Annotated in this window: 14 protein-coding genes; 8 read left to right on the top strand and 6 right to left on the bottom strand. The window is 63.4% G+C overall.

Annotated elements, in window-relative coordinates; genetic code table 11:
- Positions 1-3: 3 nt before the first annotated feature.
- Together Q8O69_RS17285 and Q8O69_RS17280 are read right to left on the bottom strand one after the other, a co-directional pair.
- Positions 4-324 (bottom strand): GIY-YIG nuclease family protein, encoded by a 321-nt coding sequence (locus tag Q8O69_RS17285; protein ID WP_305593452.1) that lies wholly within the window; start codon positions 322-324, stop codon positions 4-6.
- A 37-nt stretch (positions 325-361) separates the two neighbouring features.
- Positions 362-832, bottom strand: a complete 471-nt coding sequence (locus Q8O69_RS17280) for a nuclear transport factor 2 family protein (protein ID WP_305593451.1) — start codon at positions 830-832, stop codon at positions 362-364.
- A 119-nt stretch (positions 833-951) separates the two neighbouring features.
- Between Q8O69_RS17280 and Q8O69_RS17275 the strand changes: the two genes are divergently transcribed.
- From Q8O69_RS17275 to argE, 8 genes are all read left to right on the top strand, one after another.
- The gene (locus Q8O69_RS17275; protein WP_305593450.1) at positions 952-1,899 is read left to right on the top strand and encodes a GlxA family transcriptional regulator; all 948 of its coding nucleotides are present in this window, start codon (positions 952-954) and stop codon (positions 1,897-1,899) included.
- 99 nt (positions 1,900-1,998) lie between these two features.
- Positions 1,999-2,952 (top strand): ornithine cyclodeaminase family protein, encoded by a 954-nt coding sequence (locus Q8O69_RS17270; protein WP_305593449.1) that lies wholly within the window; start codon positions 1,999-2,001, stop codon positions 2,950-2,952.
- Positions 2,952-4,082, top strand: a complete 1,131-nt coding sequence (locus tag Q8O69_RS17265; RefSeq protein WP_305593448.1) for an FAD-binding oxidoreductase — start codon at positions 2,952-2,954, stop codon at positions 4,080-4,082. The genes Q8O69_RS17270 and Q8O69_RS17265 overlap by 1 nt, the downstream gene beginning before the upstream one ends.
- A 219-nt stretch (positions 4,083-4,301) precedes the next feature.
- Positions 4,302-4,931 carry a transcriptional regulator gene (locus tag Q8O69_RS17260; RefSeq protein ID WP_305593447.1) on the top strand — a complete coding sequence of 210 codons (630 nt, stop codon included), beginning with the start codon at positions 4,302-4,304 and terminating at the stop codon, positions 4,929-4,931.
- A gap of 298 nt (positions 4,932-5,229) precedes the next feature.
- Positions 5,230-6,549: an NAD(P)/FAD-dependent oxidoreductase gene (locus Q8O69_RS17255; RefSeq protein WP_305593446.1), complete on the top strand. Its 1,320-nt coding sequence runs from the start codon at positions 5,230-5,232 to the stop codon at positions 6,547-6,549.
- Positions 6,550-6,621: 72 nt separating this feature from the next.
- Positions 6,622-7,041: a RidA family protein gene (locus tag Q8O69_RS17250; protein WP_305593445.1), complete on the top strand. Its 420-nt coding sequence runs from the start codon at positions 6,622-6,624 to the stop codon at positions 7,039-7,041.
- Between the two features lie 113 nt (positions 7,042-7,154).
- Positions 7,155-7,829 carry a DUF1028 domain-containing protein gene (locus Q8O69_RS17245; RefSeq protein WP_305593444.1) on the top strand — a complete coding sequence of 225 codons (675 nt, stop codon included), beginning with the start codon at positions 7,155-7,157 and terminating at the stop codon, positions 7,827-7,829.
- Entirely contained in the window at positions 7,822-8,985 is a 1,164-nt protein-coding gene (gene argE, locus Q8O69_RS17240) for an acetylornithine deacetylase (RefSeq protein WP_305593443.1), read from the top strand. Before Q8O69_RS17245 ends, argE begins: the two co-directional genes overlap by 8 nt.
- Here the strand turns inward: argE and Q8O69_RS17235 are convergent.
- From Q8O69_RS17235 to Q8O69_RS17220, 4 genes are all read right to left on the bottom strand, one after another.
- A complete protein-coding gene (locus Q8O69_RS17235) occupies positions 8,982-9,848 on the bottom strand; it encodes an alpha/beta fold hydrolase (RefSeq protein ID WP_305593442.1) in 867 nt (288 codons plus the stop codon). The genes argE and Q8O69_RS17235 overlap by 4 nt on opposite strands.
- Positions 9,849-9,864: 16 nt before the next feature.
- The gene (locus Q8O69_RS17230) at positions 9,865-11,316 is read right to left on the bottom strand and encodes a catalase (protein WP_305593441.1); all 1,452 of its coding nucleotides are present in this window, start codon (positions 11,314-11,316) and stop codon (positions 9,865-9,867) included.
- Between the two features lie 73 nt (positions 11,317-11,389).
- A complete protein-coding gene (locus Q8O69_RS17225; RefSeq protein WP_305593440.1) occupies positions 11,390-12,127 on the bottom strand; it encodes a hypothetical protein in 738 nt (245 codons plus the stop codon).
- 8 nt (positions 12,128-12,135) lie between these two features.
- On the bottom strand, positions 12,136-12,690 hold the full coding sequence (locus tag Q8O69_RS17220) for a cysteine hydrolase family protein (protein WP_305593439.1): 555 nt from the start codon (positions 12,688-12,690) through the stop codon (positions 12,136-12,138).
- Positions 12,691-12,706 lie beyond the last annotated feature (16 nt).

The following is a 12,706-nucleotide window of genomic DNA, read 5'->3' as shown; positions in this document are numbered from 1 at the left end:
CGCTTAGCCTGATGGCGCGTTATCAGCTAGAGCGATAACAGGCGCGGCGGCCACCAGGGTTTCCTTGGCCAACTTGCTCAAGGCCTTGATCGCCCGCTCGCGGCGCAGCGCATCGCCTTTGCCGGCACAAGGTTCGATATACACCAGCGCCTGCGCCGGGCTGGAATAAAAGAAGCGTGCGCCCTTGCCACTCTGGTGCTTGGCAAAACGCTTGTGCGGATCGTCGCTGATGCCGCAGTACAGCGCGCCATTGGCCGCCCGCACCAGGTAGACAAACCAGGGCTTGGCGGCAGGTGTCTCAGGCGCGTTAGAAGAGTCAGGCATCAGTCGAGTAGGCAGGTAATTAACACGGCCGCCGAGCTTAGCGATTCTTCTGGAACGCCGCTAACCCTTTCCCCGCCTGCTGGCGAATGGCGTTCTGCACAAACGGCGCCCAGCCCAGCAGGCGACCCTTAAGACCCAGCGCCTGGCCGGCCCAGCGCCACAGATCGAAGTGATCGCGGTGCTCGCTGATCTTTCCATCGCGAAAGCGGAAGTTGGCCTCGATATGGTTGACCACCTGATTGCCGGTCTGGCTAAAGGTATAGGTCGCCACCCAGCGCGCCCGCCCGGAATAATCATCCGCCGCCACGCCATCAAACGTCAGGGAAAAACCCTGAGCCTTGGCGCAGAGCATGCGCCACATATCGCCGGCCGCCGCACCGCGCAGGTCGGTAAACACCGGGTCGCTGAACTGTACGTCCGCGCTGTAGCAGCTGGCCATGGTCTCGGCATCCAGCTGCTGGAAGGCTTGGTAGAAACGGATGATCAGCGCGGCGTTGGGATGACTCATGGGGCGAACTCCGATAGGGGACGTGCGAGCAGTATTGTCGTTAAATCGCCACTGCGCGATTGGCGCAAAAGACATACTTGTGTCAATAATCGCCAAACCTCATCACGCCTGAGCACCTCATGCTGAAGATCGCCCTGTACGTTTGCCCGCAAACCGTATGTTCCAGCCTAAGCATGGCCATGGACGCTTTTGTCCTGGCCAACCGCCTGGCCGAGCAGCGGCTGTTCGAGCTGCAGCGCATCAGCCTGGATGGGCAAGCGGTCGATCTGGGCTTTGCGCAAATCCAGGTCGATGGCGACCTGAGTCTGGCCGAACACTCCGACCTGATTCTGCTCGCCGCCAGCGGCAGCGCTATCGACAGTACTTTGGCCGACAACGCTGCCCTGCTGCCCTGGCTGGCGCAGCGCCCGCCATATCAGCAACTGGCCAGCCTGTGCAGCAGCGCCTTTCTCCTGGCCGCCGCTGGCGTGCTCAACGGTCGCCGTGCCACCACACATTGGGCGCTGGCCAGCCAGTTCCGAGAGCGTTTTCCGCTGGTCAAGCTGCAGATCGAGCAATTGGTTTGTGAGGACGGCCATCTGCTCAGCTCCGGCGGCGCGCATGCGGGGCTAGACCTGTGCCTGCATCTGATCGCCCAGCATGGCGGCGAAGGCCTGGCGCAGCAGGTGGCCAATGCCCTGGTGTTTGACAGCCAGCGCGGCCTGCAATCACGCTTTGCCCCGCTGCTGCCACCGGCCAGCAGTGATTGCCAACTCACCCCCGTGTTGCAGTGGCTGCACCGCCATCACAGCGAAGCCATCGACCTTAATCGCCTGGCCGCTCAGGCTAATTGTTCATCGCGCACCCTGTTGCGGCGCTTCAAGGCCAGCACCGGACTGACGCCCAATGACTACCTGCAGCGCGTGCGCATCAGCGCCGCCCAGCGTGCCCTGCGCAGCCCGGCGTCGCTGGAGCAGATTGCCGAACAGGTCGGTTACGCCGACCGCGCCACCTTTGCCAAGCTGTTCAAGCAACTCTGTGGGGAAAGCCCAGGGGCGTTTCGCAAGCGCTTACGCCAAGCACACTAAACGTCGCAGCAACGTATCAAGATGCCGCGCCAGCGCTTGTCGAAGAAGACCATAAAGTCCAAAATGGATTTAATTGTTTAATTCGTTGCGGAGCTGCCCATGTCGACCACCCCTTATGTGCTGGATAAAACCGCCGCTGAGCAGCTGCTGGCCCGGGTCGATGTGCACCTGGCCATGGTCGCGATGTTCCGCGAGCTAGCCGCCGGTAATGCGCTGCAGCCGGCGCAGCAACTGGTGGAGTTCCCCAATGGCGGCGGCGACTTTATCAACTACCTCGGTGTGCTGGCCGGGGCCGGCGTTTACGGGGTGAAAACCTCGCCCTATATCGTCCGCGAGCAAGGTCCGCTGATTACCGCCTGGACCCTGCTGATGTCGATGCAAACCGGCCAGCCGTTGCTGCTGTGCGATGCCGGCAGCCTGACCACCGCACGCACCGCGGCCACCACCGCAGTGGCCGTGGATGCCCTTGCCACGCCCGAAGCCAGCCGCCTGGCGGTAATCGGCAGCGGCGCAGTGGCCCAGGCGCATGTGCATTACGCCAAGCAGTTGCGCCCCTGGCAGAGCATCCGCCTCTACTCGCCTGGCCTGGCCGGCAAAACCGGTGCGCAGCTACTCAAGCTGCAGCAACTCGACTCACGTATCCAGCTGTGCGCCAGCCAGGCGGATGCCATTCGCGATGCCGACGTGGTGATGCTCTGCACTTCCTCGGCGAAACCGCTGCTGGACCCAGCCGAGCTGGATAAACCAGCGCTGATCACCTCGATCAGCACCAACGCGCCGCGCGCCCATGAAGTAACGCCTGCCAGCCTGCTGAATATGGATGTCTACTGCGACTACCGCGCCACCACGCCAAACAGCGCCGGGGAAATGCTTCTGGCCAGCGAGCTGGGCTGGAACAGTGCCAGTATCCTGGGTGATCTGGCCGAACTCGTCAGTGGTAAGGCAGCTCGCCCGGACTACCGCCGCTCGGTATTTTTCCGCTCCATCGGCCTGGGCCTGGAAGATGTTGCCCTGGCCCACGCGCTCTACCAGCTCAAGCAGGAGGCCTGCTGATGCACCAGGCGGACTACCTGATCATCGGCGCCGGTATTGCTGGCGCTTCTACCGGTTACTTTCTCGCCGCCCATGGCAAAACCATTCTGCTGGAGCGCGAGCAGCTGCCGGGTTACCACTCCACCGGCCGCTCCGCCGCGCTCTACACCGTGGCCTACGGCACAACCCAGGTGCGCGCCCTAACCGCCGCCAGCCGCGCGTTCTACGACGTGCCGCCCGCCGGCTTTGCCGAACACCCATTGCTGACCCCGCGTGGTGAACTGGTGGTGGACTTCACCGGCGACGCCGCCGAGCTGCAACGTCAATTCGACAGCGGCAAAGCCAGCGTGGCGGATATGCGCCTGCTTAGCGCTGACGAAGCTTGCGCCCTGGTGCCGGTGCTGCGCCGCGACAAGGTGCAGGCCGCCATGCTCGACCCCAGCGCCGCCGATATCGACACCGATGCCCTGCACCAGGGCTACCTGCGCGGCATTCGCCAGCAGGGCGGGGAAATCCACAGCCACTGCGAAGTGCTGCGCATCCAACGCGACGGCGACGCTTGGTTGGTTGATTGCGGCAACACGCAATACCGCGCCAAGGTGCTGATCAATGCCGCTGGTGGCTGGTGCGACCAGATCGCCGCGATGGCGGGCGTAGCGCCTATCGGCCTGATTCCCAAACGACGTGCGGCCTTTACCTTTAACGGGCCGGAAGGCATCGACTGCCATGCCTGGCCCTGCGTGGTCAGCCTGGACGAATCTTTCTACTTCAAGCCAGACGCCGGCCTGCTGCTCGGCTCGCCCGCCAACGCCGATCCGGTCGAACCTCACGATGTGCAACCGGAAGAGCTGGATATCGCCCTGGGTATTTACCAGATCGAGGAACACACCAGCCTGAGCATTCGCCGCCCGGCGCATACCTGGGCAGGCTTGCGCTCCTTTGTCGCCGATGGCGACCTGGTCGGCGGTTTCGACCCGCAGGTGGAGGGTTTCTTTTGGGTCGCCGCCCAAGGCGGTTATGGCATCCAGACCTCCGCAGCCATGGGCATGGCCTGCGCCGCCCTGGCCCGTGGCGAGCCACTGCCCGAACACTTGCGCCAGTTCGGCCTGACCGAGGCCATGCTTTCGCCGGCCCGCCTGGCAGGCCGTTGAAAAACTACCTGCGTGGCCATCGCGGCGTTAAAAACAGGCTCAAAATGCTCATTTACAGCTTGTAAACTCCGCTTTTTCGCCTGTTTTTGCCTTGCGCTGGCTGCCTCGCCAACGTTTTTCAACAGCCTGCACCGATAGCTGCTCGCAGCGCCCGAGGATGACGCCTCGGGCACTTTGCGGCACACTCGCAACGCCTCCCAAGCCCGAAGAGTTAGCCGCATGACGCCGCCCCGCCCTGCCCCCGAGCTGGACAACTACCGCACCATCGCCGACGCCATCGCCACGCTGTTCTTCCCCCACGCCGAAGTGGTGCTGCACGACCTGCGCACGCAGAAGGTCGACTACATCGCCAATAACATCTCCAAACGCGTGATCGGCGATGACGCAGCGCTAGAGGACATGCTCAGCGGTGAAGTCGACGAACGCACCATCGGCCCTTATGAAAAGCTCAACTGGGATGGCCAGAAGATTCGTTCGGTCAGCAGCGTGTTGCGCGACGCCAACGGCACGCCCATCGCCGTGCTGTGCATCAACCTGAATATCTCGATGTTTGAAACCGCCAAGCAGGCGCTGGAGCTGTTTCTCTCCTCCAGCAAGCTGGTGCCACAGCCCGACGCACTGTTCCGCGACGACTGGCAGGAGCGCATCAACACCTTCCTGCACAGCTGGCTACGGCAACGTCAGCTCGGCCTCAACCTGCTGACCCGCGATCACAAACGCGAGCTAGTCGAAGCCCTGCACGCCGAAGGCGCATTCAAAGGCAAAAGCGCCGCCAACTACGTGGCCAACGTACTGAATATGGGCAGGGCGACGGTGTACAAGCACCTCAAAGAGATCAAGGGCGACTAACACCCGACGGATCAGTGCAACGCTGATCCACCGCTCACTCCCACTCGGCAACTGGCCAACGTGGCAAGTGCGCCAGCCGCTCGCAACACCATCTAATTTGTCGCCCCTAGCGCTAAAAAACCTATAGCCCAAGCCCTCTACCAAGCCGCAGCGGTGCTTTGCGGGCGGGCACGCTTTTACCTTGCCAGCGACTACAAAAATCATAATTTCGCCATTCCTCTGCTCCGAACAGAATGCGGCCAAGCCCCACCGTCAGCCGCAATAGAACAACAACGATCGGAATCAGAGGACCCCTGCCATGACCGACCTGAATCAAAGCGCCTTGCACATGCACACCGGCGTGAGCCTTGAAGGAACAGAAATCGACACCCTGGTGGTCGGTGCCGGTCAGGCCGGTGTGGCCATCAGCGAGCACCTGAGCAAACTCGGCGTGCCGCACCTGGTGCTGGAACGCAATCGTATCGCCGAAGCCTGGCGCACCGGCCGCTGGGATTCGCTAGTAGCCAATGGCCCGGCCTGGCACGACCGCTTTCCGGGGCTGGAATTCGACGAGCTCGACGCCGACGCCTTCGCGCCGAAAGAACGTATGGCCGCCTACTTCGAGGCCTACGCCAAGAAGTTCGACGCGCCGATCCGTACCGGCGTGGAAGTGAAGAACGTGGTGCGCAACAGCGACCGTCCAGGCTTCACCATTGAAACCTCCGCCGGCGTGATCCAGGCCAACCGCGTGGTCTGCGCCACCGGGCCGTTCCAACGCCCGGTGATTCCGCCGATTGCGCCCAAGGACGAGCAACTGACGCAGATCCACTCCGCGCAGTACTTCAACCCGCAGCAACTACCGGACGGTGCCGTGCTGGTGGTCGGTGCTGGCTCGTCAGGCGTGCAAATCGCCGATGAACTGCAGCGCGCCGGGCGCAAGGTCTACCTCTCGGTCGGCCCGCATGATCGCCCGCCGCGCAGCTACCGCAACCGTGACTTCTGCTGGTGGCTTGGCGTGCTCGGCGAGTGGGACGCGGAAGCCGCCCAGCCGGGCAAGGAGCACGTGACCATCGCCGTCAGCGGCACCCGTGGCGGCCACACCGTGGACTTTCGTGGTCTGGCCCATCAGGGCATGACCCTGGTCGGGCTGACCAAAGCCTTCGACAACGGCGTGGTGACCTTCCAGCAGGACCTGCTGGAGAACCTCAAGAACGGCGATAAGAACTACCTGGCGCTGCTGGACGCGGCCGACGCCTATATCGCCCGCAATGGCCTCGACCTGCCCGAAGAGCCGGAAGCCCGCGCCAGTTATCCGGAGCCGGACTGCGTGACCAAGCCGCTGCTGGAACTGGACCTGGCCAAGGCCGGCGTCACCTCAATCATCTGGGCCACCGGCTATGCCGTGGATTTCAGCTGGCTGCAGGTAAACGCCTTCGACGCCAAGGGCAAGCCGCAGCATCAGCGCGGCGTGTCCAGTGAGCCGGGGGTGTACTTCCTCGGCCTGCCGTGGCTGTCGCGTCGCGGTTCGAGCTTTATCTGGGGCGTGTGGCACGACGCCAAACACGTCGCCGGGCATATCGCCACCCAGCGCACCTACCTGGCCTATCGCGATAGCAACGCGCGGCAGCTCGCTGACTGAGCGCCCTACCCAGCTTGCCGACCGAGGCCCTGCGGGGCCTCCTCAACCACTCTGTTTACAGGAAGCACGTCGATGCCTACCCATACCCGCATCCGCATGTTCAACACCAAAGACACCTACCCCAACCAGAGCCTGGACAACGACCTGTGCCAGGCCGTGCGCGCCGGCAATACCGTGTATGTACGCGGGCAAATCGGCACCGACTTCAACGGCAAGCTGGTCGGCCTCGGCGACCCACGCGCCCAGGCCGAGCAGGCCATGAAGAACGTCAAGCAGCTGCTCGAAGAAGCCGGCAGCGACCTGTCGCATATCGTCAAAACCACCACCTACCTGATTGACCCGCGCTACCGCGAGCCGGTCTACCAGGAAATCGGCAAGTGGCTCAAAGGCGTGTTCCCGATCTCCACCGGCCTGGTGATCAGCGGCCTCGGTCAGCCCGAGTGGTTGATGGAGATCGATGTGATCGCGGTCATCCCGGACAGCCAGCCATAAGCGAGATAAGTAGGGTGGATGACGCTTCACCCATCCACCATTGGCCATACGGTGGACGTAAAAAGCGCCAGCTACGCGCCCCGATCCACCCGACAGATTCCCAGGAGTAAGCAATGACCTTTTCCATCGTCGGTCGCTGCGCCGAAACCGGCCAGCTGGGCATCGCCATCAGCTCATCGAGCATTGCCGTGGGCGCACGTTGTCCCTGGCTGCGCGCCGGGGTTGGTGCGGTGGCCAGCCAGAACATCACCCTGCCAGCCCTCGGCCCGCAGATTCTCGATGCCCTGGAAGCCGGGCTGGAGCCAGCGGCGGCGCTGGATCAGGCGCTCAGTCGCAACGGCTACAGCCAGTATCGCCAGGTCGCGCTGCTCGACAGCCAGGGCCGCAGCGCGCTGTTCTCCGGCAGCGAAGCGCTGGGGCTGCATAACGCCCTGGCCGGCGAACAATGCGTGGCGGCCGGCAACCTGCTGGCCTCGCCCGCAGTGATCGCCGCCATGATTGATGCCTTCGAACACAGCCAAGGGCTGCTGGCCGACCGCCTGCTCGCGGCCATGCACGCAGCCATGGCGGCCGGTGGCGAAGCCGGACCGGTGCATTCGGCGGCGCTCAAGGTGGTGGACGACCTCACCTGGCCGCTGATCGACCTGCGCGTGGACTGGGCCGATGACAACCCGATTGGCCAATTGGACAACCTCTGGCAGGCCTATCGGCCGCAGATGCAGGACTACGTAATCCGCGCCCTCGACCCAACCCGCGCCCCCAGCTACGGCGTACCTGGCGATGAGTAATCCAAGCAGCCGTGACCTGCTCGCCGAACTCGTGGCCTTCCCCACCGTCAGCCGCGACTCAAACCTGGCGCTGATCGAGTTCGTTCGCGACTACCTCAACAAGCTCGGCGTGGCCTGCGAGATCGACTACAACGCCGAGCGCAGCAAGGCCAACCTGTACGCCACCATCGGCCCGCTGGACCGTGGCGGCGTGCTGCTGTCCGGGCACAGCGATGTGGTCCCCGTGGATGGCCAGACCTGGACCCTGCCGCCATTCGAGCTAAGCGAACGCGACGGCAAGCTGTACGGCCGCGGCACCGCCGATATGAAGGGGTTTATCGCCTGCGTGCTGGCCGCCGTGCCGCGCTTTCTCGCCCAGCCTCTGCGCCTGCCGCTGCATCTGGCGTTTTCCTACGACGAAGAGGTCGGCTGCCTGGGCGTACGCTCGCTGCTGGCCGACTTGCAGCAGCGCCCCAACAAACCCGTGCTGTGCATTATTGGCGAACCCAGCGAACTCAAACCGGTGCTCGGCCACAAGGGTAAACTGGCCATGCGCTGCCAGGTGCAGGGCGCGGCCTGCCATTCGGCCTACGCGCCACAGGGGGTGAATGCCATCGAATACGCCGCCAAACTGATCAACCGGCTCGGTGAAATCGGCCAGCGTTTGAGCGCCGTCGAGCATCAGGATGCGCGTTTCGATCCGCCCTACTCCACGGTGCAAACCGGGCTGATCAGCGGCGGGCGCGCACTGAATATCGTCCCAGCCGACTGCCAGTTCGACTTCGAGGTACGCGCCCTGCCCAGCGATGATCCGCAACAGGTCGCCGATGAACTGCGCACCTACGCCGAAACAGAACTGCTGCCGCAGATGCGTCAACGCAGCAGCGCCAGCACCATCGACTTCCAGCCGCTGTCGGCTTACCCCGGCCTGGCCACCGATCCGCATAGCGAAGCGGCCGAACTGCTGGCGCTGCTTAGCGGCAGCCGCGACTACACCACCGTGGCCTTTGGCACCGAAGGCGGCCTGTTCCACCAGGCCGGCATCCCCACCGTGGTCTGCGGCCCCGGCAGCATGGAGCAGGGCCATAAGCCGGATGAGTTTGTCAGCCTGCAGCAGCTCGATGGCTGCGATGCGCTGTTGGCGCGTTTGGCCGATTGGCTGCAGGAAAGTGCCTAGGCCTGATCAGCAGCGCGCTCCCCTGAAATAAACGCCGCGATATGTGCCGCACTGGCCTCGGGATATTGCGACTGCGGGCCATGCCCGGTGCTGGGCAAGGTCAGCAGCTGCAGGGTGGGCAAGGTGCGATTAAGCGCGTACCAGTTCTCCACGGGGAAAACGATGTCGTGGTCGCCGCCCACGTGCAGCACCGGGATTTGCGTTTGCTTGAGCGCATCCAGCGCCGCCTGCAGCGGAAACATCGGGTTGCGCGGCCCGTCGCCCAGGGACTGCGCGGCCCAGGCATAAGGCACCGGCGTGCAGCGTCCTTCGCTGCGTTGGGCAATACGCTCGGCCGAACGCAGCGCTGCCTCGCGACTGCTCGCCGAGGTCGGCTCGAAAAACAGGCTGACGAAATCCTCGAAATCATTGTCGCGAGCGGCCAGCTGGTAGAACTGTGGCTCACCGGTTTTGACCAGATGGCCGGGCGGTGTGGTGGCAATCAGCAGCAGATGGCTGAGCAGTTGCGGCGCTTGCAACAACACCAGTTGCGCCGCCACGCCGCCGATTGACCAACCACCCAGCACCACCCTGCCAAGCTGCAACGCGCCGATCAGCTCGATGGCGTCCTTGGCCAATGAACCTGGGTCATAACTCGGCTGGCCCGTGGACCAACCCAGCCCGCTGTAGTCGAAGATATAAACCCGCAAGCCCCGCGCGGCGAGCGCATCCAGGAAGGCGGGGTCCCAATCGTCCATGACGCCCCTGAAGCGCAGGCACAGCACCAGCGGCGTGCCCTCGCCGATTACGCGATAAGCCAGACGGCGGCCGCCGACCTCGACGAACTGATTGGCTACTGAGCTGGCTGAAGTGGAAAAGCTCATGATTGCTCGCTCCAGGTCAAAGAATGCTCTGATTCGCCAGCCCGAGCGCCTTCGCCACGCCAGCGCCGTAGGCCGGATCGGCCTTGCTGCAGTTGCCGATATGCCGCTGCTTGATGGTGTCGGGTGCATCACCGAGCGCTCTGGCCGTGTTATCGAAAAGCGCCTGCTGCTGCGCCGGGCTCATCAGGCGGAACAAGTCGCCGGGTTGCTGGTAATGATCCTCGTCGACGCGGTGATCCCAGTTGGTTGCACTGCCGTCGAGCGGCAGCGGCGGCTCGCGCAGTTCCTGCTGATCCTCCCAGATGCCCTGGCTATTGGGGTAATGGGCGATGGTCGAGCCCTGGTTGCCATCGATGCGCATGGCTCCGTCGCGGTGGTAGCTGTGATAAGGACAACGCGGGGCGTTGACCGGGATCTGGTTGAAGTTGACACCCAGCCGATAGCGCTGGGCGTCGCCGTAGGAAAACAGCCGCGCCTGCAGCATCTTGTCTGGCGAAAAGCCGATACCAGGAACGATGTTGGCCGGCGAAAAGGCCGCCTGCTCCACTTCGGCAAAGTGGTTGTCCGGGTTGCGGTTCAGCTCTAGCACGCCGACCTCGATCAACGGAAAGTCGCCATGCGACCAGACCTTGGTCAGGTCAAACGGATTATGCGGATGACGCTGCGCCTGCTCTTCGCTCATCACCTGAATGCACAGCGTCCAGCGCGGAAAGTCGCCATGTTCAATGCTCTGATACAGATCGCGCAGATGGCTTTCACGGTCCCCGCCGATCACCGCACCGGCCTCGGCATCGCTGAGGTTCTCGATGCCCTGTTGGCAGCGCAGATGAAACTTGACCCAGACCCGCTGGTTATCAGCGTTGATCAGGCTAAAGGTGTGGCTGCCAAAACCGTGCATATGCCGGTAGCTGCGCGGAATGCCGCGCTCGCTCATGGTGATGGTGACCTGGTGCAGCGCCTCGGGCAGCAGGCTCCAGAAATCCCAGTTGTTGATGGCACTGCGCAGGCCGCTGCGCGGATCGCGCTTGACCGCATGATTGAGGTCTGGGAAGCGCATCGGATCGCGAAAGAAGAACACCGGAGTGTTATTGCCAACCAGGTCCCAGTTGCCCTCATCGGTGTAGAACTTCACGGCAAAACCGCGGATATCACGTTCGGCATCGGCCGCACCGCGCTCCCCCGCCACAGTGGAGAAACGCACAAACAGCGGCGTCTGCTTGCCGATGTGGGCAAACAGGTTGGCGCGGCTGTAGCGGCTGATGTCGCCCGTCACGGTGAAGGTGCCGTAAGCGCCGGCACCCTTGGCATGCATGCGCCGCTCGGGGATCACCTCACGGTCAAAATGCGCGAGCTTTTCGATCAGCCAGATATCCTGCAGCAGCGCCGGCCCGCGCGGCCCGGCGGTCTGGATATTGAGGTTGTCGACCACCGGCGCACCGGTGGCATGGGTCAGTTTGTTCTTCGACACGACAGGTGCTCCTCAAACGGTTGAGCTAGACAGCCAGCGGCGATGATGGCCAGAGGCAGCTTCGCGAAATGATTTAGTCCATGGACTTCCAGGTTGCCGGCAGCGACAGGTCGCCGGAGGCCACATCCCAAACGCTGGAAACGCACAACAGCGGGTCGTGCAGATTGGCATTGACCTGCAGCGCGGCGGTCACCCCGTCGTAGTTGAAGCTGGCGGGAAAGCCGACCGCAGACAGCGGTACGCGAATCTGCGCGGCATCGTTTTTCACGCTGAGGTCGTAGCCGGGCGAGTCGATGTAGATCGGCACGCCCGGCCAGGTAGGCGGCAGCTTGGGCTTGGCACCTTCGGGAATGTCGCGCACCTTGAGGCCGCTGGGGCCGCAACTGGGTTCCTTGGTCAGTACAACCCAATGCGAGTGCCACAGGCCGCCGTCGTTGGCCTTGTCGCCGTCGCCGTTCTCATCGAGCTGCGGCGTGTCGTCGAAATCCGGATGCGAGGTCAGCGCCAGGGCGAGGATGCCCGAGTCGTCTTCGAAGCCGACCGCGCCGCTGTTCAGGCTGGTCGGCCAGACATAGCTGTAGACCTCGGCACCGGCAAAGCTGCCCTTGGCTGTGGGCAAACGACTGCCGGCCTGGCCGTCGACCAGTTGCTCGAACACCAGGTCGCTGCCGTCCTTGAACACATGGGTATGCACCAGGTCGAAGGCCGCTTCGACCTGGGTACTTTTCTCGCTATGGATACCACCTGCCTCATGCGCCCAGGCAGGGCTGACCAGCAGCGCTGCCAAGGCGATAGCCGTCCTGTGTGTCATAAGGTCTCCTAGAGCTTTTGCAGATACTCAGCCGTGGAAATCACCGGCGCGTAGCCGAAGCTGAGCGCCGCCATAAAGGCCGCATGGACGTGCTCGGCGGGAACTTTCACGCCGTTGAACTCCAGGTCGAGGGTGGCGCAGGCGTCGTGCAGCACCGTGGTGGCGTAGCCGAAATCCACGGCGGCGCGGGTGATGCCGTCCACGCACATATGGCTCATATTGCCCACCACCACGACGGCCTCTATGCCGTGCTTATCCAGCACGGCCTTGAGCTCGGTTTCCCGAAACGAGTTGATGTAGTGCTTGAGCACCACCGGCTCGTTAGGCTGATTGATCACGCTGGGGTGCAACTGCGCACCCTCACTGCCGGGGCGGAAAAACGGTGCGTCGGCACTGGTGAACTCATGGCGGATATGCACCACCAGATCGCCACGCTGGCGAAATGCGGCGATCACCTGCGCCGCCTTGGCGGCAGCCGCCTCGACCTTGCTCAGGGTCCACAGGCCGCCTGGGAAGTAGTCGTTCTGGATATCCACCACGATCAAAGCTGTTTTGCTGCTCATGTGTCTGTCCTCTCAA

This window comes from Pseudomonas sp., assembly GCF_030690725.1.
In the GTDB taxonomy this organism is placed as follows: domain Bacteria; phylum Pseudomonadota; class Gammaproteobacteria; order Pseudomonadales; family Pseudomonadaceae; genus Aquipseudomonas.
This window is presented reverse-complemented; position numbering and strand designations above follow the sequence as displayed.

What these genes read in the sequence shown, in the direction of transcription:
- Q8O69_RS17285 (WP_305593452.1), bottom strand. Translation starts at nt 324, where the DNA reads ATGCCTGACTCTTCTAACGCGCCTGAGACACCTGCCGCCAAGCCCTGG.
- Q8O69_RS17280 (WP_305593451.1), bottom strand. Translation starts at nt 832, where the DNA reads ATGAGTCATCCCAACGCCGCGCTGATCATCCGTTTCTACCAAGCCTTC.
- Q8O69_RS17275 (WP_305593450.1), top strand. Translation starts at nt 952, where the DNA reads ATGCTGAAGATCGCCCTGTACGTTTGCCCGCAAACCGTATGTTCCAGC.
- Q8O69_RS17270 (WP_305593449.1), top strand. Translation starts at nt 1,999, where the DNA reads ATGTCGACCACCCCTTATGTGCTGGATAAAACCGCCGCTGAGCAGCTG.
- Q8O69_RS17265 (WP_305593448.1), top strand. Translation starts at nt 2,952, where the DNA reads ATGCACCAGGCGGACTACCTGATCATCGGCGCCGGTATTGCTGGCGCT.
- Q8O69_RS17260 (WP_305593447.1), top strand. Translation starts at nt 4,302, where the DNA reads ATGACGCCGCCCCGCCCTGCCCCCGAGCTGGACAACTACCGCACCATC.
- Q8O69_RS17255 (WP_305593446.1), top strand. Translation starts at nt 5,230, where the DNA reads ATGACCGACCTGAATCAAAGCGCCTTGCACATGCACACCGGCGTGAGC.
- Q8O69_RS17250 (WP_305593445.1), top strand. Translation starts at nt 6,622, where the DNA reads ATGCCTACCCATACCCGCATCCGCATGTTCAACACCAAAGACACCTAC.
- Q8O69_RS17245 (WP_305593444.1), top strand. Translation starts at nt 7,155, where the DNA reads ATGACCTTTTCCATCGTCGGTCGCTGCGCCGAAACCGGCCAGCTGGGC.
- argE (WP_305593443.1), top strand. Translation starts at nt 7,822, where the DNA reads ATGAGTAATCCAAGCAGCCGTGACCTGCTCGCCGAACTCGTGGCCTTC.
- Q8O69_RS17235 (WP_305593442.1), bottom strand. Translation starts at nt 9,848, where the DNA reads ATGAGCTTTTCCACTTCAGCCAGCTCAGTAGCCAATCAGTTCGTCGAG.
- Q8O69_RS17225 (WP_305593440.1), bottom strand. Translation starts at nt 12,127, where the DNA reads ATGACACACAGGACGGCTATCGCCTTGGCAGCGCTGCTGGTCAGCCCT.
- Q8O69_RS17220 (WP_305593439.1), bottom strand. Translation starts at nt 12,690, where the DNA reads ATGAGCAGCAAAACAGCTTTGATCGTGGTGGATATCCAGAACGACTAC.